Origin of the sequence: Aggregatibacter sp. 2125159857, assembly GCF_017798005.1 — a bacterium.
In the GTDB taxonomy this organism is placed as follows: Bacteria; Pseudomonadota; Gammaproteobacteria; order Enterobacterales; family Pasteurellaceae; genus Aggregatibacter.
Genome location: NZ_CP072548.1, coordinates 1,027,284 through 1,050,093 on the forward strand (window position 1 = coordinate 1,027,284; position 22,810 = coordinate 1,050,093).

Below are 22,810 nucleotides of genomic sequence, written 5' to 3' on the forward strand. Positions count from 1 at the left end.
AATTTTACACTAACTCAATAAGGAACAAATATGTCCCTACAAACCTACAAGCCTAATTATACCAACCTTTCAAAACTTATGGGAGGTTTCTAATGACTAACACTATTAAATTAGAAACCATCCTTAAAGATAGTCAATATAAATTAACCCAATTTACGCAAGATCAAATTAGGGAATTAGAAGAAAAAATAATTTTAAAAGAACAAAAAGAAAAAACAGTCTATTTTGTCACTTGTCTTATCCGAAAAAAAGAAATTAAACTAACTCCTGAAGAGGTTATTAGACAGCTATATTTATCTACTCTTATTAATAAATACCGTTATCCAATAGATAGAATAAGCGTGGAAAGTGCGGTAAATTTTGGTAGAGAAGAGAAACGTGCAGATATTATTATATGGGATAAAGATAACATTACATCAGCCTATATTATAGTAGAACTTAAAAAACCAAAACTAAAAGATGGTAAAGAGCAATTAAAATCTTATTGTAATGCCACCGGTTCACCGATGGGAGTTTGGACAAATGGTGAGTCAATTTCATTTTATCACCGCAAAGATCCTAACTATTTTGAAGATATACCTAATATCCCTAATATAAATGAAAAACTTTCAGATATATTAAACGAGCGCTACACAATAAGTGATCTAATTAAACGTGATAAATTAGTCAATGAGAGAAAATCATTAAAAGATCTTATTCTAGAAATGGAGGATGAAGTTCTAGCGAATGCAGGAATAGATGTATTCGAAGAAGTATTTAAACTTATCTTCACAAAACTTTATGATGAAATGCAAAGTGGAAGAAATAAAGATCGATATTTAGAGTTTAGAAATAATGGTAATACAGAAATTGAATTAAAAAATAAAATTCAATCTTTATTTGAAAAAGCGAATGAAAAATGGGAAGGTGTATTTTCTGAAGATGCAAAAATTCAACTTACGCCATCACATTTATCGGTTTGTGTGTCATCACTTCAAGATGTGAAATTATTCAATTCTAACTTAGATGTAGTCGATGAAGCTTTCGAATATCTAATAAGTAAATCAAGCAAGGGCGAGAAAGGACAGTATTTTACTCCTCGTTATATCATTGATATGTGTGTAAAAATGCTTAATCCTACAAAGGATGAAAGCATAATTGATACTGCATCTGGTAGTTGTGGATTCCCTGTACATACAATTTTTCATGTATGGGAACAAATCCTTAAAGAGAAAGGATTACATAAGAGCCATTTATTTACCAGTGAAGCAAAACCTATTGAGTGTACAGATTATGTAACCACTAAAGTCTTTGCAATAGATTTTGATGAAAAAGCAGTACGTGTTGCAAGAACGTTAAATCTCATTGCCGGTGATGGACAGACGAATGTTCTCCATCTAAATACTTTAGATTGGGAGCGTTGGGATGAAAAAACAGGTAATACAAAAAAAGAAATTGTAGGAGATACAGAATGGCTAGATACTTATGGTGAAGGCTGGAAAAAAATTAGAAAGCTTCGAGTAAGTAATGAAAGTAATAGGGATTTCAAGTTCGATATTTTAATGGCTAATCCCCCATTTGCTGGCGATATAAAAGAAAGTCGTATTTTAGCTAAATATGAATTAGGCAAGAAACCGAACGGCAAAGCGCAAACTAAAGTCGGACGCGATATTCTTTTTATCGAACGCAATTTGGACTTTTTAAAAGACGGCGGACGCATGGCGATAGTATTACCGCAAGGACGTTTCAATAACAGCTCTGACAAAGCCATTCGCGAATTTATTGCAGAACGTTGTCGCATCCTTGCAGTAGTTGGTTTGCATGGGAATGTATTTAAACCACATACTGGCACCAAAACCAGCGTTTTATTCGTGCAAAAATGGCATGATGAACTTTGCCCGAAAGTCGAAGACTACCCGATTTTCTTTGCCACAATGCAGGAGCCGAGTAAAGACAACAGCGGCGATAAAATCTTTGTCCGTAATGAAGATGGTTCACCAGTGCTGGATAGTCATGGGCATTTAATCGTTAAGCACGACCTGTTTAACCACGACGGCAAAACTCAAGATGGGATAGCTGAAGCCTTTTTAGAATTTGCTAAAAAAGAAAAATTGTCTTTTGTGGGAAAGCCCTAAGCCCCTTTGATGCTGCGAAATACCAGCGACTGTTGGAGGGGCTGGAGGTAAAAGAAGTGCTATTTTCAGAAATCATACTAGATAATGAAAAGTTTAGAATAGATGATGAATTTTTTATGAAGGAATATATTTCCGCTTATAGAAAAATTAAATCTATTCCTAATATCGTACTAAAAGATGAGATTTCAGTATTGACTGATTTTCATGCAAATGGAAGTTATGAAGCCATATCTGAAGTTTTTGAACTGTTAGATGAGCCTAATTTTGCTTATATGGTTAGAACGACAGACCTAGAAATAAATAATTTTTCAGATAATGTTAAATATATAACAAAAAAAGCCTATAACTTTTTATCTAAAAGCCAAGTTTTTGGTGGTGAATTGCTTATAAATAAGATAGGAACGCCAGGTAAATCTTATTTAATGCCATATTTAAATAGACCAACATCATTAGGAATGAATTTGTTCTTAATTAGAACAAATGAAAATTCATGTATAAATGAAAAATTTCTTTATATTTACTTTAATACAAATTTTGGTTTAAAAATTATCAATAGAAAAATTAATGGGACAGTTCCTTTAACAATTGATAAGGCTGCAATTAGAAGTTTATATGTTCCTAAATTTGAAAGTGACTTCATTTATGAAATTTCATCATTAGTAGATAAAGTATTTGATTTAGAACTTGAAGCTAAAAGTATGTATAGACAAGCAGAACTACTGCTACTAGACACTTTAAAATTAAAAGACTTCAATCCACCTTCACAAACGATCAATATCAAATCCTTTGCCGACAGTTTCGGTACATCGGGTAGGCTGGATGCGGAGTTTTATCAGGAAAAGTATGAAAAATTGATAGATAAAATCAAGAGCTATCCTAAAGGATATAATACCTTAGATTATTTTATTAAAGATTTTTCAACTGGTTTTGCTTACAAAAGTGAGACATATACAGAAACGGGAATCCCTTTAATCCGAATTAATAATATCGGGAATGGCACATTAGATATATCTAATGCTATGTTGATTCCACAAGGAGATATTAGTTTAAGTCCTAAAGATGTTGCAAATGAAAATGACATACTAATATCAATGTCCGGTACTATTGGAAACTCTTGTAAAGTGCCTAAAGGTGTAAATGCGGTAGTAAATCAAAGAATCATGCGAATCTCTCCTCAAAATATTAATGTCGAGGTATTGCCGCTCATCATTAATTCGATTATCGGAAAATATCAATTAGAGCGTATGGGAACTGGTGGCGTTCAAACAAATATTTCTGCAAACGATATTAAACAAATTGTTATTCCAAATGTAGAAGAGAAAATTCAAACCCAAATCGCCGATTTAATCCGACAATCTAATTACTTACGTATTAAGAGTAAAGGATTGTTAGAAAAAGCTAAGAAAGCTGTTGAGTTAGCAATTGAAAAAGATCAAGAATCAGCTTTGGATTTTATAAAAGGAAAACAAACTAATGACTGCAATGTACACTGATAATATAGAAAAATGGAAGTCATTATCTGATATAGATTACTTCACATATTTTGTTAAAAGTTGGATTTCATTTAATGCTTGGTATAAAAATTCTTATCCTAACTTAAAAACAGATAGAGAAGCCATTAATCAAATAAAATCATCTCCAGAATGCTTATTTAGGAAGAGATTTTTAAGTTTACTAAATGGAAATAATGAAGATAGCTCGTACTTTAAAAATAATCTCGCTCACTTCCATTATTTTTTATTAAATAATCATATAGTATATGGCGGAGATAGACTATATTTTGAAGAATTTATGGTAGAGCTAGATAAAAAAAATTTAACACAAAACTATTATAATAGAAATATTTCATATCACGTTCATATTGAATTAGAACGAGTTGGTATAAAAAGAGTCACTGCCACAGTGAAGAATTCAAGTAAAAAAACTGTATTATGCTACACTCACAACGAGTATGATTTAGCGCATTTTAATTGTGACAAAGAATTTAAATGTTTAAGTGATTCTCAGAAACGTAAGATCAATGGAATTTTTGAAGAAGCTAATCCAAGAAAAAAGATTTCATTATTAACAAAATCTGAGCCTTATTTAAAGATTGGAGAATATCAGTTTATTGATAATGAAGATTTAATTTATAAAGCTACTTTAGAAATAATTTATAATTTAAGAAATGCTTTATTTCACGGGGAAATTGCCCCTGATAAAGATACAAATAAAGTTTACGAAGCGGCGTATAGAGTAATGAGACAATTAGTTATTGGACTTTAATATAAAATTGTTGTGTGAATACATTTATAATAGTCTTGCTCAATACTTTTAGTAAGCCCCAGTAAATCACTAAGCCAATTACTCGGCTAACTGGCAAGCATTATGCCTTTCGGTTTATTGATTTCTAGCATGATTTCCTTGTAGTGTTCATAGGTATTCAAAACCCAAACGCTTTGAGCTGACTTAAGATTTTCAAGTGGGCGATTTCTCATTTCCAGCGTTTGGCTAACACCTTGCAACACAAGGAAATTCACATAGCTCATAACCTTAATTAATCAATATTCTTGCTGTTATAGTGATGGCGATAAGAGCTTTAAAGGGCATCTTTTTATTGCAAACTAAGTAAATTTTGAACTAGAATATTCCCACTTTTAAGCAAATCTTCTCGTTTGCTTTTTTTATATTTAATTTGTTCAACCAATTTAACAAGAGAAACGCGACTTATTGGGCATAAAGCAATAAGTCAGGAGCTAATTATGAATGTTGAACAAATAAATGAAAAAGAAGCAAACGCCACCACAATTACTTTCTGCCTATCGCAATTTATCTATCTCTGCGATCTATGATTTATCTGATAGTGAAGCCCTTATCTTTCTGAAAAATGCTCGTTGGGGAAATTCTCATTGTTTTTACACGGTTGAATGCCCTCGTTGCCAGATTGAGCATAAAGCCTATTTTATTTCTTCTCGTAAGCAATGGCAGTGCAAACATTGCCAACATCGTTTTTCTGTAAAAAGTGGTACGATTTTTCAGCACACTAAACTTTCCCTAAAAAAGCTACTGTTATCGGTTTATTATTTCACTATCAATAGTAAAGGGATTTCTGCGCTTAACTTATCTCGTCATATTGGCGTGCAATATAAAACGTCATGGGCATTACTACATAAATTCCGTGAAGCAGTTGAAAAAACGCAAGATTACACACCACTCACAGGCATTATTCATATTAATGGTTGTTATGTGAATAACTACCTTCGCCCCAAAAATTTTAAACATAAGCGAATTGATAGACGTAAGAGATGTCACCAACGTAAAGATAAATCCTGCGTTATGGTTTTCCGTCAACAAGCTGCAAATCAGGAAATAACAAAAGGAGCCGACCGCACACTCGTTGCGTTAGTTAAAGAGGAAAATGCTGATGATATGTTTGCTTTAACACATCGCTTAGTCGCACCAAAATCTACAATTTGTGCTGATGAAAATCCTGCTTATGATGGCTTGGCATTTTACTATGACTTATGTCGCGTAAACCATTCGCAAGAATATTGCTCGATTGATGGCACCACCAATAACCTAGCTGAATCCTTCTTTGCAAGATTTAGAAGAATGATTATGGGTGTGTATCATAAGATGGGAAATAATTACATGATGCACTATGCGAATGAAACCGCATAGCGTGAGGATTTTCGTTACCAGTCAGATAAAGACAAATTCGACAACGTACTAAAACGCTGTTTAAAAACCAGACCTTCACGAGATTTAACTGGCTACTGGCAGGGAAATAAGAAACCTACGGCAAAATTTGGATTGGAAAGTTTATGTTTGGAAGCCTCAAACGATAACCAATATTTAGCCGTAGCCTAAATAATTTAAAACAACATAAGGAACAATGATGGAAACCATGACACACACGCCACTTAATGTGGATTTAAAAAAGATGGACTATGAAACCTTCAAAACCTTTATGCGAGAACTGGCTCAGATGTATTCAAACGTAAAAGATGATGCCTATCTATTGTTCTATCACAATTTGCGAGAACTTGCGAAAGAAGTCGGTACTTTACCCCGTAATCCATTGATATTTTATGGAGCCTATGAAATCGCTAATAATCAGGTAGTCGTGGCGATATTTGAAATGCAATTTACCGATGAAGTGTTTGAAACCGAAGATGGGAAACCTTATCAGATGCTTTCTATTATTAGTAGTTTTGCAGAAGATAAAATCTATCTACGTTGCCCGACTAAAATTAGGGAACACCTTACCCAACCAGAATATATTACACTTTGCGAGCAAGCCTATCCTGCGATAATGGAACAAATGCTATTAGAGGAGCAACGTGAAAAATTGTTTAGAAGAAAACCGAAAAGCGAGTAATGGAAAAATGAGCAGAATTCTGTAAAATACAATTATAGTAAAAACAATGCCCTTATCGAAATAAGGGCATTTTTGTGCAGTTTTGTTTAAATTTTGGTCTTTGTGCAACTGCTACATAATACCGTGAATTTCGACCGCACTTTTTACGTTTGTGCAAGCTTATCTGCCACTTACATTAAAAACCAATCTGCCTTTGTAGTCCAAATAGGTCGGACGGATTTCGATACTTTGCTTATCCTGCAACATCTCATCGGTGTGCCGTATAAGTCCCATCGTTGGCGTAGATTTCAAAGAACACCCAACGATTCGGTTGTTCTTTCACCGTAGTGACATACATCACCGGCACACCCGGCTCCACTTTCAGGGATTACGTCATTTCCGGCAACACCATGGCTTTAAATTTCTCATTTTCCGACGGCTTCACGTTCACAATGACCAAATTGGGACGGGTTTCATTCGTTTGTTGCACTTGGATTGTAAATTCAAGGGTTAAAAAGAGCGGTGGAAATTTAACACGTTCACACCTGTTTTGTGTCTTCGGTTTGTGGGGGGCGGCATAACTATGGCATACTAGCCAACAAGTGCGTCAGTAACTAATAGATCATCTTCAGGAATAGAAAATGCATCATGGTTTAACGCTATTGATTTTTTCTTAAACATAAGGTTTCATATCCATAATTATTTTACAAACTGCAAGTTCCCCAAAAGTGAGCAACTATGTCTAACCATGGGTAATTTATTACCCACGGATTAAACGTAAGTTTCGTTTCTGACGGCACCCTATACTTTCCGTTTATTTTCACTGCCCAAGCGGTCATACTGAATGATCGGAAAACATGGGGGAAAAAAGCAAAACCCCCGAATTTATCGGGGGTTCTTTTTACTCAATATGAAATTACAAGCTTTCAGTGAAAGTACGAGTAATAACGTCGCGTTGTTGTTCAGGTGTTAAAGAGTTGAAACGCACGGCGTAACCGGAAACACGAATGGTTAATTGTGGATATTTTTCCGGATGTAATACAGCGTCTTCTAATGTTTCACGGCGTAATACGTTCACGTTTAAGTGTTGACCGCCTTCTACTTTCACAGTTGGTGCAACGTTTACCGGTAATTCACGGTATTCGATTTGACCTAATTCGCTTACTGCTACGATTTGATCTTCTGAGTAATCACCTTTTGCACATAAACAACGTGCTTCACCTTTTTCGCTATCTAACAACCAGAAAGAGTTTAAAAGATTGTCGTTAGCAGCGTGGGTAATTTGGATACCTTTAATCATAAAATGCCTCCTAAGTTTGGCTTTTCTGTATATTAATTGAACTGAGCGGATTCTATCAAAACTTTTGAAGTTTTCAAATAAATTTGATGTAGAACCAAAGTCTTTTTTTAATTATTTTGAGGTATTTGATTTTAATCAAGAATATTGCGTCATTTTTCTCTAGCATTTCACAGAATTGAGATATTTTTCTTACATCTTAGAAACTAAGAAAGGCAACTTATGGCTATGAATTTTGCCTTAGGTTCTTTATAATTTCCGTCATTCAAAATTGATTGGGACGCCATGATGAAAACTTGGACAGATGTGATTGGACAAGAAAAACAACAGCCTTATTTCCAGCACGTTTTGCAGCGAGTTCACGCAGAACGGGAGGCCGGTAAAATCATTTATCCGCCGGCGCATGATGTGTTTAACGCGTTCAAGTTAACCGAATTTGATCAAGTCAAAGTGGTGATTTTAGGGCAAGATCCTTACCACGGGCCAAATCAGGCGCATGGCTTGTCTTTCTCCGTTAAACCCGGTATCAAACCGCCACCGTCCTTGTTAAATATGTATAAAGAATTGTCCGATGACATTGAAGGCTTTCAGGTGCCGAATCACGGTTATTTAGTGGAATGGGCACAGCAAGGCGTGTTATTGCTTAACTCGGTTTTAACCGTAGAGCAGGGTTTAGCCCATTCCCACGCCAATTGGGGGTGGGAAATTTTCACCGATAAAGTGATTGAAGCCTTGAATCAACATCGCGAAAATCTGGTCTTTCTATTATGGGGTAGCCCGGCACAGAAAAAAGGGCAATTCATTGATCGCCACAAGCATTGTGTTTTAACCAGCGTGCATCCGTCGCCACTGTCTGCCCATCGTGGCTTTTTCGGCTGCCGCCATTTTTCGAAAGCCAACGCCTATTTACAACAACAGGGTATTGCCCCGATTAATTGGCAATTAAGCGCGCTTTAGCGTTGTTATCAGAACCATTACAGGATTGTTTATGTTAGCCATTATTTCACCTGCGAAGACATTAGATTTTGAAAGCGGAGTCCCTAAAAAACTCCCGCATTTTCAACCGCACTTTTTAGCGCAAAGCCAGCAACTGATTAATATTTGCCGTGAGCTGACACCGGCAGACATCGGTTCATTAATGTCAATTAGCGATAAACTCGCGGGACTTAATGCAGCCCGTTTTGCCGAATGGCAACAAAACCATAACGAACACAATTCCAAAGCCGCGGTTTATGCGTTTAAAGGCGATGTTTACACCGGATTAGAGATTGAATCCCTCAACGAAGAAGACGTGTTATTTGCCCAGCAACACTTGCGTATTTTATCCGGCTTATATGGCTTATTAACACCATTAGATTTAATCCAGCCATACCGTTTGGAAATGGGGACAAAACTAGCCAACCCGAAAGGCAAGGATTTATATGCGTTCTGGCACAATGTCATTACGCCGGTATTGCAACAAGCGATCGATCAACAAAACGGTACACTCATTAACTTGGCATCTGATGAATATTACAAATCGGTACAAGAACACAACCTCAAAGCTAACATCATTAAACCGGTATTTTTAGATAACAAAAATGGCAAGTATAAAGTGATTAGCTTCTATGCTAAAAAGGCACGCGGCTTAATGTGTCGTTACCTCATTCAAAATCGCCTTAGCGAGGTAGAACAGCTCAAGGAATTCGACCTTGGTGGCTACTGGTTTGACAGCGCGGCATCTACTAAAACGGAATTTGTCTTTAAACGGGATTTGGCGGAATAAACATGATGAAAAAAACACTTGTTATTTTGACCGCACTTTTTTTATCGGCCTGTGTTAGCCCACCGCAACTTAATGCGCCTGAAACGGTAGAGCACAACAAGAAAACCTACCATTTAGCCACAAAACAGGATCTGGAGTCGGTCGTTCGTTATTTTTATGTCTTACCGAACGAAAGCGCACAGGATTGGCAAAGTGCGGTGGAAATTTTGTTAGATCGTAATAAACAAAAACGCACTTTACAGGAACGTATTGACTGGCGTAAACGGATTTATACCAACACCGGGATAAAAAATTTCCACCTCTATGCTCAGGATAATACGCTTTATGCTTATGTGATTTATGAGCCTTCTGTAGAAAATAAAGATTGGCAAATTGATGTGGCGAAAGGCAAAGAGCTGCCGTTTTGTGGCTTTGTGCAATATCAATATTCATTAAAGATTCCTAAAAATCATAAGATGATGAATATGAACGGAAAACGGGTTATTAACCACCTGAAAAAATATGTGGTGGAAAAAGAAATGAAACAGTTAATGAAAGCCGATTGGCTGTTATCGTGTAAAGCTTAATGTCTGCTGTAGAATATTCCGCGCAAGTCAAAAAAGCGGCCAATTTTGCCATTATCACGGCGTTAATTTTGATTATCGCGAAAGGCATCGCTTGGTGGCAAACGGGTTCGGTGAGTATGTTGGCCTCGATTACCGATTCCATGTTGGATTTATTGGCTTCGTTCATGAACATGCTGATTTTGCGTTTCGCTTTAATGCCTGCGGATCATAATCACTCTTTTGGGCACGGTAAGGCGGAATCCCTGGCTTCTTTGGTGCAAAGTGCGTTTATTTCCGGTTCGGCGATTTTCCTGTTACTGCAAGGCATACACCGTTTTAATTCACCGCAACCCTTGAACAATACAATACTGGGTATGTTGGTCACTGTATTTTCCATTTTTGCAACACTATTATTAGTGTGGTATCAAGGACGCGTAATTGAACAAACAGATAGCCCGGCAATTAAAGCGGATCGGTTGCATTATCAAACAGATTTGCTGATGAACTTTGCCATTTTGATTTCCTTAGGCTTAAGTGTGCACGGTATTTTATGGGCAGATGCAGTTTTTGCGATTTTAATCTCCCTTTATATTTTATTAAATGCAGCCAAAATGCTGTTTAGTTCAACACAGTTATTGCTTGATCAAATGTTGCCGCCGGAGGAAATTGAACAAATTCACGCCGTACTTAATCAAGAAATTGCTCAAGATTCAAGAATGCTCGGTTTCCATGCGCTACGCACCCGTCGTTCCGGTGCCATTCGCTTTATTCAATTTCACTTAGAATTAGCTGATGAACTGTCTTTTATTGAAGCCCATGATATCACCGAACATTTGGAACGTTGCCTATGTAAGGCATTTCCGCGCAGTGATATTGTGATTCATCCGGAACCCACATTTGTTGTGCAACAGGAAATGCAGTTAGATAAAAAAGTGATATAATTTATACAGTTTTTAACATTCATTCTTTTATATTTTAATAGGAATAACGCATGATCAAAAAAATTGCAGTACTAACAAGTGGCGGCGACGCTCCGGGCATGAACGCGGCAATTCGCGCAGTGGTTCGAGCAGGGTTGTCTGAAGGGTTAGAAGTTTATGGTATCTATGACGGCTATTATGGCTTATACCACAACAACATTAAGCAATTAACCCGTTATAGCGTATCTGACATTATCAACCGCGGCGGCACCTGTTTAGGTTCTGCCCGTTTTCCGGAATTTAAAAATCCTGAGGTCCGCGCCAAATGCGCCGATATTTTACGTTCTCACGGCATTGATGCTCTCGTTGTTATCGGCGGGGACGGTTCCTACATGGGGGCGAAATTATTGACCGAAGAACACGGTTTCCCATGCGTTGGGATTCCGGGGACAATCGATAACGACGTTGCCGGCACCGACTATACCATCGGCTACCAAACTGCCTTAGAAACAGCAGTTGAAGCGATCGACCGTTTACGCGATACCTCCAGTTCCCACCAACGTATTTCCATCGTAGAAATCATGGGCCGCCACTGTAGCGACTTGACGATCTCCGCAGGGATTGCCGGCGGTTGTGAATATATCGTGGCTTCCGAAGTGGAATTTAACCGCGAAGAACTGATTCGCCAAATTGAACGCAGCATCATTAAAGGTAAACGCCATGCGATTATTGCGATTACCGAGTTAATTTGTGATGTGAATGAGTTAGCAAAAGAAATTGAAGAACGCGTTCACCATGAAACCCGCGCCACCATTTTAGGTCATATCCAACGTGGCGGTTCGCCTTGTGCCTTCGACCGTATCCTCGGCTCCCGCATGGGCGTTTATGCGATTGACTTGTTGCTGCAAGGTAAAGGCGGCTATTGCGTTGGGATTCAAAATGAACAGCTGGTTCACCACGATATTATCGATGCGATCAATAATATGCGCCGTGAATTTAAAGCAGATTGGTTAAAAATGTTCAAACGTTTAGACTAAGCTCAATCGCGTATTTGAGAACGTCAAAGTGCGGTTAAAATTCATGGTGTTTTTTGACCGCACTTTTTGTTTTATGTCAATCTGAATCTGTGTGAACGCACAAGAAGTGCATTGCTGATTTTGCATTTCGTCAGGTGTTCTGGCTATAATGCGCCACGTGTAAAACTGCGTTGGCGGTAATTCCGTCTTCCTGACGCATTGTGTTAAAAAGGAATTATGTTATGAAAAAAATACGCCAAAAACTCACCGCACTTTCTCTTTTTGCGATGGCATCTATGGCTTGGGCAAATGCCGATATTGAGTTACAGAATCGCTTAAATAAAGTGAGTGTATTGAGTGCGGATTTTGCCCAAACGGTGATGTCGGCAAACGGCAGCAACGTACAACAAGGCAACGGCAAATTACGAATCAAACGTCCGAATTTGTTCCGCATGGACACCAAATCACCGCAAGAAACCCAAATTATTGCCGATGGGAAAACCCTTTGGTTTTATGACCCGTTTGTGGAACAAGTGACGGCCAATTGGGTAAAAGATGCCGTGAATAATACACCGTTCGTGTTGCTCACCAGCAATGATAAAAGCCATTGGGCGCAATATTCGGTAGAACAAAAAGATGACACGTTCGTGTTAAAACCGAAAGCCAAAAACAGCAATATCAAGCAATTTGATATTCGTATCGATCAAAACGGCGTATTAAAAGGGTTTAGTACCATTGAAAAAGATGGACAGTCTAATCAATATATTTTGCGTAATATTACCAACCAAAATTTAGATGGCAGTTTGTTTAAATTCACCGTTCCAAAGGGCATAGAATTAGACGACCAACGTAAAAAATAAGCGAATTGAACCATGTCTAACTTTAGCTTTGATTTTAACGAAAATGACTTTCGCCCTTTAGCCGCCAGAATGCGCCCAACTACGTTGGCGCAATATTGTGGCCAGTCTCATTTGTTGGGCGAGGGGAAACCGTTGCGTAAAGCGATTGAGGCAGGCTATGTTCATTCCATGATTTTCTGGGGGCCACCCGGCACCGGCAAGACCACGTTGGCCGAAATTATCGCGCAACGCATTCAGGCTGAAGTGGAGCGTATTTCCGCCGTCACCAGCGGCATTAAAGAAATTCGCGAAGCTATCGAAAAAGCCAAACAAAATAAATTGGCGGGTTTGCGCACCATTTTGTTTGTGGATGAAGTTCACCGTTTCAATAAAAGCCAGCAAGATGCGTTCCTACCTCATATTGAAGATGGCACCATTATTTTTATCGGTGCCACCACAGAAAATCCTTCCTTTGAATTAAATAACGCACTGCTTTCCCGCGCACGGGTTTATATTCTCAAACCGCTTTCCACGCAGGAAATTGAGCGTGTGTTGCAACAAGCGATCGACGATTCGGAAAACGGCTTGGGCAAAGTGCGGTTAGATTTGCAGGAAAATTTGTTGTCGCTTTTGGCAGAATATGTCAACGGTGATGCGCGCCTTGCATTGAACTGTTTGGAAATGATGGTGGACATGGCGGCCGAATCGAAAAACGGCAAAATGTTAGACCGCACTTTACTCACGGAAATCTTAGGTGAACGCCAAGCACGCTTCGACAAACAAGGCGACCGATTCTACGATTTCATTTCTGCGCTACATAAATCCATTCGCGGATCCGCACCGGATGCGGCACTCTATTGGTATGCCCGCATTATCACTGCCGGAGGTGATCCCCTTTATGTGGCACGCCGTTTGTTGGCGATTGCCTCGGAAGATGTGGGCAATGCCGATCCGCGTGCGATGCAAGTCGCCCTTGCCGCCTGGGATTGTTTTACCCGTGTCGGTGCCGCTGAAGGTGAGCGCGCCATTGCGCAAGCTATCGTGTATTTAGCCGTTGCACCAAAAAGCAATGCGGTTTACCTTGCTTTTAAAGCCGCGAAAAAACTGGCGACTGAATCGGCTGATTTTGATGTGCCGGAACACCTCCGCAATGCCCCAACCAATCTCATGAAAGACCTCGGTTTCGGTGCTGAATATCGCTATGCCCACGATGAACCCAACGCCTACGCTGCCGGTGAAAATTACTTCCCGCCAGAACTTAAAGACACGCAATTTTATTTTCCGACGACAAGAGGGATGGAAATTAAGATTAAGGAGAAGTTGGACTGGTTGCTGGAACAGGATGTGCGGAGTCAGCAAAAACGTTATTAAGCGGTTTTCCTCTTTGTATTTGCAGAAAAAATTTGAATTTGCTCACAGATTTGCATTTGCCTGTTTGAATTTAAAAATAGGGGAGCGTACAATTTTTACAAATTTTTAACTATCTATTTCTTACGACATGAGGAGAATGAAATGAAAGTTGCAGTTTTAGGTGCCGCAGGCGGTATCGGTCAAGCATTAGCATTATTGCTGAAACTACAGTTGCCGGCAGGTTCCGAGCTATCACTTTATGATATTGCACCGGTAACTCCGGGCGTTGCTGTGGATGTCAGCCACATTCCGACCGCGGTTAAAGTGGAAGGTTTTGCCGGTGAAGATCCGACACCTGCATTAAAAGGCGCGGATGTCGTGCTAATTTCTGCCGGCGTAGCACGTAAACCGGGAATGGATCGCTCAGATCTATTCAACATTAACGCAGGCATCGTACGCAACTTAATTGAAAAAGTCGCAGTGACCTGTCCGAAAGCGTGCATTGGGATCATTACCAACCCGGTAAATACTACCGTTGCGATTGCAGCAGAAGTCTTGAAAAAAGCCGGAGTTTATGACAAACGTAAATTATTTGGCGTGACCACATTAGACGTGCTTCGTTCTGAAACCTTTGTTGCCGAATTAAAAGGCTTAAACGTTTATCGTACAACCGTGCCGGTGATTGGCGGACACTCCGGCGTGACCATTCTTCCTTTGTTATCTCAAGTGCCATACGCAGAATGGAAAGAGGAAGAAATTGAACCATTAACCAAACGTATTCAAAATGCTGGTACTGAAGTGGTGAATGCTAAAGCCGGTGGCGGTTCTGCAACCTTATCCATGGCTCAAGCTGCGGCACGTTTTGCCAATGCGGTAGTACGCGGATTACAAGGCGAAACGGTGGTTGAATGTAGCTATGTGGAAGGCGATGGCAAATATGCTCGCTTCTTTGCTCAACCGGTTCGTTTCGGTAAAGAAGGTGTAGAAGAAATTCTGCCAATTGGTAAACTCAGCGCATTTGAGCAACAAGCGTTAGATGCGATGTTGCCGACATTACGTGCAGATATTGAATTAGGCGAAAAATTCGTGAATTCATAATTTGGTCAAAAACAAACATCCCCCAAGCTGAAAAGTGCGGGGGATTTTTTTATAGCCAGGCAAAGTCTGGCTATAAAAACCATACGCTATGCGTATGGAGACAAATAGCTTAAGCGATGAACAAAAAAATCCTCGCTATATAATGAACAAGGCTGACAACCAAAATTCAACATATAGGAGGATTATTTACCCCTCGTAGCGTGCATCTTGATGCACGACCGAATCACGCACGGAACGTTATTTAACCCTTTCGGGCATTCACGATTTCGTGCAACAAGTTGCACGCTACAATTCACTAAAATAGAGATATGAAAATAGACATTTCCGAGTGAAAGGATTTTTTGTCAGCATCGTGGGCTTAAATACAAAAGTTGTGAAGATCTATATTAAGGAATCAAGAAAAAGAAGATATGGTTCAAGATAATTTATCAACGAAAGAACATATTGACCCCTTTAAGGGGTAGTCAAGGAAGTAATTAGACACGGCTGTCAGTTTTCACAAGCCCCTTGAGGGGCTTGTGAAGTATAGGCCCTTATAGGGGAGCCTAAAAACCGCACGTTTTACGTGCGGATTGTTATTGATAAATTTTATGCGTGAACAGAGGAGGGAAGGGGCGTCAGCAATCTTTCTTTGCCACTATAGATCGTTGCTCTACCTTCTCGGGCGAACCCAACAAGGGTTAGATTATATTGTTCTGCCATTTGTACGGCTAAATCCGTTGCGGCAGAAATCGCAACAAGCATTTCAATACCACAAGAAACGGTTTTTTGCACCATTTCATAACTGGCGCGACTGGTGACAACGATAAAACCCCGTGGCTTGTCAGCTTTAGCGTGCCATCCCAATAATTTATCTAATGCCACATGGCGACCGACATCTTCACGAATGGCGAGTATTTTCCCTTCTGCAGAAAAAAATGCCGCGGCATGTGTGGAACCGGTTTGCTTGCCGAGTTCTTGTGCCTCATATAATTGTTGCAAGCACCCATCTAATTGGTTGGCATTCACCGTTAAAGTGCGGTCTAATTTTTTGATGTTTTTGTAAACCTGTTGGATTTGTTCCGCACCACAAATGCCACAACCGGTGCGTCCGGTTAAAGTACGCCGATGGTCTTTCAATGCCACAAAGCAGCGGGTTGCCAGTTCAATTCTGGCTTCCATACCGTTACACACTTCCTCGATATCAATGCCATAAATATCCGCCGGCTTGTCGATAATGCCTTCTGTGAGGGAAAAGCCCATGGCAAAATCCTCTAAATCTCGTGGTGAACACATCATGACGGTATGGGCGATGTCGTTATACACGAGAGCAACAGGCACTTCTTTCGCCAAGGTATCCTGCCTTTCGGTGACGATGATGTCACTGTCCGATGTCGCCGGATTTGTTAAATTTTTGATAAAATTAATTGTTCTTTTTGTGATCCAACTCAATTTTTTTTGTCCTTTTAATTATTAGTGATTATAGATTTATGTTTGAAAAATAGGTATTCTAGCGCACGCTAACGAATAGATAGGTCGTATCTCTTGTTACGTTAGGTTTAGTCTCGGTGGCGTTTAATTGTAATACTATTTTAACAAAATCGATGACTAAGTTATCTACTCAAATGTGATTTATAACTATTAAACATTAAACAAAGATCAACAACAAGTTTTGTTGATTGTGGGGAGTATTTATGCAGATCTCAAGAAGAAAATTCTTCAAGGTCTGTGCTGGCGGTATGGCCGGAACATCCGTTGCGATGTTAGGTTTTGCACCGTCCACAGCCTTAGCTGCACCACGCGAATACAAACTATTGCGTGCGAAAGAATCGCGTCAAACCTGTACATATTGTGCCGTAAGCTGCGGTATGTTGATGTATAGTACAGGTATTCCATCTAATACATTAAGCGGTCATACCTCAACCAATACCCGCTCTAAATTGTTCCATATCGAAGGTGACCCTGATCATCCGGTCAGCCGTGGGGCATTATGTCCGAAGGGTGCCGGTGCATTAGACTATATCAATAGTGAAAGCCGTGCGTTATACCCTGAATATCGTGCACCGGGTTCCGATAAATGGGAACGCATTTCTTGGCAAGATGCAATTAAACGCATTGCCCGTCTAATGAAAGATGACCGTGATGCCAACTTCGTTGAAAAAGATGCGAGTGGCAAAACGGTTAACCGTTGGACAACCACAGGGATTATGACCGCCTCCGCCATGAGCAACGAGGCCGCACTACTGACTCATAAATGGGTGCGGATGTTGGGCATGGTGCCGATGTGTAACCAAGCGAATACTTGACACGGACCAACGGTAGCAAGTCTTGCTCCATCATTTGGTCGCGGTGCCATGACAAATAACTGGGTTGACATCAAAAATGCCAATCTTATTCTTGTTCAAGGGGGTAACCCTGCTGAAGCCCACCCTGTTGGCTTCCGTTGGGCAATTGAAGCGAAGAAAAACGGTGCGAAAATCATCGTGGTTGATCCACGCTTTAACCGTACAGCTTCTGTTGCTGACTTTCATGCACCAATTCGTTCCGGTTCTGATATTGCATTCTTAATGGGTGTGATCCGTTACTTATTGGAAACCAATCAAATTCAACACGAATACGTTAAACACTACACCAATGCGTCCTTCTTAGTGGATGAAGGTTTCAAATTTGAAGATGGTTTATTTGTGGGCTTCGATGAAGAAAAACACGCTTACGATAAATCTAAATGGAACTACCAATTCGACGAAAATGGCCATGCTAAACGTGATATGACCTTACAAGATCCACGCTGTGTGATTAATATCTTGAAAGATCACGTTTCTCGCTATACGCCGGAAATGGTTGAACGTATTACCGGTGTGAAACAAAAAACCTTCTTACAAATCTGTGAAGAAATTGGTAAAACCTCTGCACCGAATAAAACCATGACGCACTTATATGCGTTAGGCTTTACCGAGCACACAATCGGTACGCAAAATATTCGTTCTATGGCGATGATCCAATTGCTCCTAGGTAATATGGGTATGCCGGGTGGTGGTATTAATGCATTACGTGGACATTCCAACGTACAAGGTACAACGGATATGGGCTTATTGCCGATGTCTTTACCGGGTTATATGCGTTTACCAAACGACAAAGATACCTCTTATGAGCAGTATATCAATGCGATTACACCGAAAGATATCGTACCAAACCAAGTAAACTATTATCGTAATACCTCGAAATTCTTCGTGAGTATGATGAAAACGTTCTATGGTGATAAAGCCACCAAAGAAAACGGTTGGGGTTTCGATTTCTTGCCAAAAGCAGACCGCTTATACGACCCTATCACGAATGTTAAGTTAATGAATGATGGCAAGTTAAACGGTTGGATCTTACAAGGTTTCAATGTATTAAACTCATTACCGAACAAGAACAAAACCGTTGCCGGTATGAGCAAATTAAAATACTTAATCGTGATGGATCCGCTTCAAACTGAGTCTTCTGAATTCTGGAAAAACTTTGGCGAATCAAATAACGTGAATTCTGCTGAAATCCAAACAGAAGTGTTCCGCTTGCCAACCACTTGTTTCGCAGAAGAAGACGGTTCTATTGTCAACTCTGGTCGTTGGGCGCAATGGCATGAAAAATCTTGCGACCAACCGGGCGAAGCATTACCGGATGTGGATATTCTTTCGATGATTCGTGAAGAAATGCACGAGCTCTATAAGAAAGAAGGCGGTCGCGGTATTGAATCTTTTGAAGCCATGACATGGAATTATGGTATTCCTCATTCACCAAGTGCGGAAGAATTAGCCAAAGAATTAAATGGTTATGCACTTGAAGATCTGTATGATGCTAACGGCAATTTAATGTACAAAAAAGGTCAATTACTCAGTGGCTTTGCACACTTGCGTGATGACGGTACAACCTCTGCCGGTAACTGGTTATATACCGGTCAGTGGACAGAAAAAGGTAACCAAACTGCAAACCGTGATAACTCTGACCCATCCGGTTTAGGCTGTACTTTAGGCTGGGGCTTTGCATGGCCGGCAAACCGCCGTGTTCTTTATAACCGTGCTTCATTGGATATTAACGGTAATCCTTGGGATAAACACCGTCAATTAATTAAATGGAATGGTAAAAACTGGAACTGGTTTGATGTCGCCGACTATGGCACACAACCACCAGGTTCCGACACCGGTCCATTTATTATGTCCGCAGAAGGTGTAGGGCGTTTATTTGCGGTAGATAAAATTGCAAATGGTCCAATGCCTGAGCATTATGAACCGATCGAAAGTCCGATTGATACGAACCCATTGCACCCGAAAGTGGTCTCTGATCCGACTGTTCGTATTTATAAAGAAGACCGTGAATTTATCGGCTCAAATAAAGATTTCCCATATGTGGCAACCACTTACCGTTTAACCGAGCATTTCCACAGTTGGACGGCACAATCTGCGTTAAATATCATTGCACAACCACAACAATTTGTGGAAATCGGTGAAAAATTGGCGGCAGAAAAAGGCATCCAAAAAGGTGATATGGTGAAAATTACTTCTCGCCGTGGCTATATTAAAGCTGTTGCAGTAGTAACGAAACGTTTGAAAGATTTAGAAATCGATGGACGTACCGTACACCATGTAGGCCTTCCAATTCACTGGAATATGAAAGCCTTAAATGGTAAAGGTAACCGTGGATTCTCTACTAATACCTTAACACCATCTTGGGGTGAGGCAATCACGCAAACACCGGAATACAAAACATTCTTGGTAAATATCGAAAAGGCGGAGGCATAATATGGCAGGAACTGCTCAAGGCGTTCAAACGCAAGATATTATTAAGATCTCCGCAACGTCCGGTTTAACGCCGGCACCGCGTGCGCGTGATCATAAAGTTGAAGTGGCAAAACTCATTGACGTAACAACCTGTATTGGTTGTAAAGCTTGTCAAGTGGGTTGTTCAGAATGGAATGATATTCGTTCTGACGTTAATGCACAATGTGTGGGGATCTACGATAACCCGGTAGATCTCAATGCAAAAGCATGGACAGTGATGCGCTTTAACGAAGTAGAAGAAAACGATCGTTTAGAATGGTTAATTCGTAAAGATGGCTGTATGCACTGCCAAGAGCCGGGCTGCTTAAAAGCCTGTCCGGCACCGGGTGCAATTATCCAATATGCAAACGGTATTGTGGATTTCCAATCTGATAAATGTATTGGTTGTGGTTACTGTATCGCAGGCTGTCCGTTCAACATTCCACGTATGAATCCGGAAGACAATCGTGTGTACAAATGTACCCTTTGTGTTGACCGTGTTTCTGTGGGACAAGAACCGGCTTGTGTGAAAACCTGTCCGACCGGTGCAATTCGTTTCGGCTCTAAAGAAGAAATGAAAGTCTATGCGGAAAAACGCATCGCTGATCTTAAAGCACGTGGCTATGAAAATGCCGGTCTTTACGATCCGGAAGGCGTGGGTGGCACACACGTGATGTATGTGTTACATCATGCGGATAAACCTGAATTGTATTCCGGTCTTCCGAAAGATCCGCAAATCGACCCAAGTATTACTTTATGGAAAGATATCTTGAAACCGGTTGCTGCGGTTGCCATGGGCGGTCTAGCCTTGGCTGAAATTGGTCACTACTTAACGGTGGGTCCAAACGTAGAAGAAGATGTGGAAGATCATCACCATGAATTTGAAGAAGCAGACAAAGGAGGCAAAGATGAGTAAGATTGAGATTAGCAATGATACTCGAATCATTCGTCATAGAACGCCTGCGCGTTTAAGCCACTGGCTACTTGTTATTTGCTTCTTTATGACGATGTTCACCGGTGTGGCATTTTTCTTCCCAGACTTTGCGTGGCTAACTGAGATTTTAGGGACACCGCAATTAGCTCGGGCAATCCACCCGTTCACCGGTATCTTAATGTTCTTTGCCTTTATTTATCTTGGCTATCTTTACTGGGATCATAATATTCCGGAGAAGAACGATATTCGTTGGGCAAAAGGGATGTTGGAAGTCTTAAAGGGAAATGAGCACGCTGTTGCTGATAACGGCAAGTATAACCTGGGTCAAAAAATGTTATTCTGGACATTAAATTTGGCAATGGTAACCTTGCTTGTGACCGGCATTATTATGTGGCGTCAATATTTCTCGCATTATTTCTCTATCCCAGTATTGAGAATTGCGATTCTTCTTCACTCTGCGAGTGCATTCATGTTGTTCACCGGTATCTTAGTGCATATGTATATGGCATTTTGGGTGAAAGGTTCCATTCGTGGCATTGTTGAGGGTTGGGTAACTGTTCGCTGGGCGAAAAAACACCACCCGAAATGGTATCGTGAAGAAGTGCTTTCTAAACTTGAAGAAGACCTGAAAAATGAAGCTGAAGGTAAGCAAGTGAAAGCCAAAGCATTGTTCAAAGGCATTAATGGCTAACTAGAACAGACATCAATCAACACATAAAACAAAGTGCGGTTAAAAAACAAAATGGATTTTAACCGCACTTTTTTTATGAGAAATATTGTTAAAGTTTATTCACTATAGAGGTTTTCTTCATTCGGTTGTGTCTTAAAACGACGATGTAACCACATATATTGTTCAACCCCCTTCATAATCTCTTTTTCAATCACTTGATTCATTCTTGCTGCAATTTCAGTTTCATCATGCAAATCAGAAAAATCCACAGGCGGAGAGATGGTGACCGTATAACCGGAATTATCTGCGTTTCTAAGTGGCGCGAAAGGAATCACTTTACTGTTTGGAGAAGACTTTAATAAGTAATAACTGCCGGTTGTTGTTGCAGCATGAGGAACCGCAAAGAACGGCACGAAAACGGCATTTTTTCGACCATAGTCGTGGTCCGGTGCATACCAAATAATATCGCCATTTCGTATCGCCTTAATCATGCCACGGAGATCTTTACGATCCAGCATCGATTTATTGGAACGTAGTCGCCCTTGTGTTTGAAGCCAATCAAATAATGGATTGTCGTTAGGGCGATAAACCCCAATCCCCGGTTGATGAATACCGACAATGCGAGCGCCCAATTCCAGCGTTAAGAAATGTACGCCAACGAAAATAATGCCGTCTGCCAGATTGTCTTTTAAATACTCAACTCCTTCAATTTTAGACCATTTTTTTATACGACGATCAGACCAAAACCACGCCATACCTGTTTCAATAATCGCCATTCCGGTGGCGCGTAAGTTGGCGTGTAAAATCTGATAAATGTGTTGTTCAGACCAGTCAGGAAAGCAAAGCTCCAGATTGCGTTTCGCGATCTTAGCGCGACGTTTGCCCACACCGGTTTTCGTAAAGAGCCAACCTAATCCATTGCCAATTTTGCATAAAATAGGGTAGGGCAGAAGTAGAATTAAGCGGAAAATGCCGAGTGCGAGCCAAAAGCCCCAGTGTTTGGGATGGAGAAATTCAATTTTAAATGTCGGAAGAACAGATTTTGCCATAAGGATTACAGGGTGACTTCAATAGGTTTTTAGTTTAACGGAATTTTGGGGAAATAGCATTTTTGCTGTGGTAATATTAGCGAAATTTTTATTTCAATC

19 protein-coding genes and 2 pseudogenes are annotated in these 22,810 nt (G+C 40.1%); 17 read left to right on the forward strand and 4 right to left on the reverse strand.

Features of this window, described 5'->3' with window-relative positions; translation table 11 throughout:
* Nucleotides 1-92: 92 nt before the first annotated feature.
* From J5X96_RS05165 to J5X96_RS05175, 3 genes are read left to right on the forward strand one after another with little or no spacing between them, the layout of a single operon-like run.
* Nucleotides 93-2,114, forward strand: coding sequence for an N-6 DNA methylase (locus J5X96_RS05165; protein ID WP_209362033.1), 2,022 nt, complete (start codon nucleotides 93-95; stop codon nucleotides 2,112-2,114).
* Between the two features lie 56 nt (nucleotides 2,115-2,170).
* Nucleotides 2,171-3,607 (forward strand): restriction endonuclease subunit S, encoded by a 1,437-nt coding sequence (locus tag J5X96_RS05170; protein WP_209362035.1) that lies wholly within the window; start codon nucleotides 2,171-2,173, stop codon nucleotides 3,605-3,607.
* The gene (locus tag J5X96_RS05175) at nucleotides 3,588-4,379 is read left to right on the forward strand and encodes a hypothetical protein (protein WP_209362037.1); all 792 of its coding nucleotides are present in this window, start codon (nucleotides 3,588-3,590) and stop codon (nucleotides 4,377-4,379) included. Before J5X96_RS05170 ends, J5X96_RS05175 begins: the two co-directional genes overlap by 20 nt.
* Nucleotides 4,380-4,465: 86 nt before the next feature.
* Here the strand turns inward: J5X96_RS05175 and J5X96_RS05180 are convergent, their stop codons facing one another.
* Nucleotides 4,466-4,642, reverse strand: coding sequence for a hypothetical protein (locus tag J5X96_RS05180; RefSeq protein WP_209362039.1), 177 nt, complete (start codon nucleotides 4,640-4,642; stop codon nucleotides 4,466-4,468).
* Between the two features lie 232 nt (nucleotides 4,643-4,874).
* Here J5X96_RS05180 and J5X96_RS05185 point away from each other — a divergent pair.
* Nucleotides 4,875-5,963 (forward strand): annotated as a pseudogene (locus tag J5X96_RS05185) (IS1595 family transposase).
* A gap of 28 nt (nucleotides 5,964-5,991) precedes the next feature.
* Nucleotides 5,992-6,474 (forward strand): hypothetical protein, encoded by a 483-nt coding sequence (locus J5X96_RS05190; RefSeq protein WP_209362040.1) that lies wholly within the window; start codon nucleotides 5,992-5,994, stop codon nucleotides 6,472-6,474.
* Between the two features lie 895 nt (nucleotides 6,475-7,369).
* Here the strand turns inward: J5X96_RS05190 and grcA are convergent.
* On the reverse strand, nucleotides 7,370-7,753 hold the full coding sequence (grcA, locus tag J5X96_RS05195) for an autonomous glycyl radical cofactor GrcA (protein ID WP_209362042.1): 384 nt from the start codon (nucleotides 7,751-7,753) through the stop codon (nucleotides 7,370-7,372).
* A gap of 285 nt (nucleotides 7,754-8,038) precedes the next feature.
* Between grcA and ung the strand changes: the two genes are divergently transcribed.
* From ung to J5X96_RS05240, 9 genes and pseudogenes are all read left to right on the forward strand, one after another.
* Complete coding sequence (gene ung, locus J5X96_RS05200; RefSeq protein WP_209362044.1) at nucleotides 8,039-8,707, forward strand: uracil-DNA glycosylase; 669 nt, start codon at nucleotides 8,039-8,041, stop codon at nucleotides 8,705-8,707.
* Between the two features lie 31 nt (nucleotides 8,708-8,738).
* Entirely contained in the window at nucleotides 8,739-9,515 is a 777-nt protein-coding gene (yaaA, locus tag J5X96_RS05205; protein WP_209362046.1) for a peroxide stress protein YaaA, read from the forward strand.
* A gap of 5 nt (nucleotides 9,516-9,520) precedes the next feature.
* The gene (locus J5X96_RS05210; RefSeq protein ID WP_209364774.1) at nucleotides 9,521-10,081 is read left to right on the forward strand and encodes a hypothetical protein; all 561 of its coding nucleotides are present in this window, start codon (nucleotides 9,521-9,523) and stop codon (nucleotides 10,079-10,081) included.
* Nucleotides 10,081-11,001: a cation diffusion facilitator family transporter gene (locus J5X96_RS05215; protein WP_209362048.1), complete on the forward strand. Its 921-nt coding sequence runs from the start codon at nucleotides 10,081-10,083 to the stop codon at nucleotides 10,999-11,001. Before J5X96_RS05210 ends, J5X96_RS05215 begins: the two co-directional genes overlap by 1 nt.
* 50 nt (nucleotides 11,002-11,051) lie before the next feature.
* On the forward strand, nucleotides 11,052-12,017 hold the full coding sequence (gene pfkA / locus J5X96_RS05220; protein WP_209362051.1) for a 6-phosphofructokinase: 966 nt from the start codon (nucleotides 11,052-11,054) through the stop codon (nucleotides 12,015-12,017).
* A 221-nt stretch (nucleotides 12,018-12,238) separates the two neighbouring features.
* Nucleotides 12,239-12,856, forward strand: a complete 618-nt coding sequence (gene lolA, locus J5X96_RS05225) for an outer membrane lipoprotein chaperone LolA (RefSeq protein ID WP_209362053.1) — start codon at nucleotides 12,239-12,241, stop codon at nucleotides 12,854-12,856.
* Between the two features lie 12 nt (nucleotides 12,857-12,868).
* Nucleotides 12,869-14,206: a replication-associated recombination protein A gene (locus tag J5X96_RS05230; protein WP_209362055.1), complete on the forward strand. Its 1,338-nt coding sequence runs from the start codon at nucleotides 12,869-12,871 to the stop codon at nucleotides 14,204-14,206.
* A 141-nt stretch (nucleotides 14,207-14,347) separates the two neighbouring features.
* On the forward strand, nucleotides 14,348-15,283 hold the full coding sequence (gene mdh / locus J5X96_RS05235) for a malate dehydrogenase (RefSeq protein WP_021616423.1): 936 nt from the start codon (nucleotides 14,348-14,350) through the stop codon (nucleotides 15,281-15,283).
* Between the two features lie 304 nt (nucleotides 15,284-15,587).
* Nucleotides 15,588-15,747 (forward strand): annotated as a pseudogene (locus J5X96_RS05240) (IS200/IS605 family transposase); the annotation flags it as partial.
* Between the two features lie 124 nt (nucleotides 15,748-15,871).
* Here the strand turns inward: J5X96_RS05240 and fdhD are convergent.
* Entirely contained in the window at nucleotides 15,872-16,681 is an 810-nt protein-coding gene (gene fdhD / locus J5X96_RS05245) for a formate dehydrogenase accessory sulfurtransferase FdhD (RefSeq protein WP_371812560.1), read from the reverse strand.
* Between the two features lie 275 nt (nucleotides 16,682-16,956).
* On the opposite strand from fdhD, the gene fdnG reads away from it, so the two are divergent.
* From fdnG to J5X96_RS05265, 3 genes are read left to right on the forward strand one after another with little or no spacing between them, the layout of a single operon-like run.
* Nucleotides 16,957-20,040, forward strand: a complete 3,084-nt coding sequence (gene fdnG, locus J5X96_RS05255) for a formate dehydrogenase-N subunit alpha (RefSeq protein WP_245193441.1) — start codon at nucleotides 16,957-16,959, stop codon at nucleotides 20,038-20,040.
* Nucleotide 20,041: 1 nt separating this feature from the next.
* Nucleotides 20,042-20,974, forward strand: coding sequence for a formate dehydrogenase subunit beta (gene fdxH, locus J5X96_RS05260; RefSeq protein WP_021616427.1), 933 nt, complete (start codon nucleotides 20,042-20,044; stop codon nucleotides 20,972-20,974).
* Nucleotides 20,967-21,683, forward strand: a complete 717-nt coding sequence (locus J5X96_RS05265; RefSeq protein ID WP_033002614.1) for a formate dehydrogenase subunit gamma — start codon at nucleotides 20,967-20,969, stop codon at nucleotides 21,681-21,683. The genes fdxH and J5X96_RS05265 overlap by 8 nt, the downstream gene beginning before the upstream one ends.
* 95 nt (nucleotides 21,684-21,778) lie before the next feature.
* Here the strand turns inward: J5X96_RS05265 and J5X96_RS05270 are convergent, their stop codons facing one another.
* Nucleotides 21,779-22,711 carry a Kdo(2)-lipid IV(A) acyltransferase gene (locus J5X96_RS05270; RefSeq protein ID WP_209362060.1) on the reverse strand — a complete coding sequence of 311 codons (933 nt, stop codon included), beginning with the start codon at nucleotides 22,709-22,711 and terminating at the stop codon, nucleotides 21,779-21,781.
* Nucleotides 22,712-22,810 lie beyond the last annotated feature (99 nt).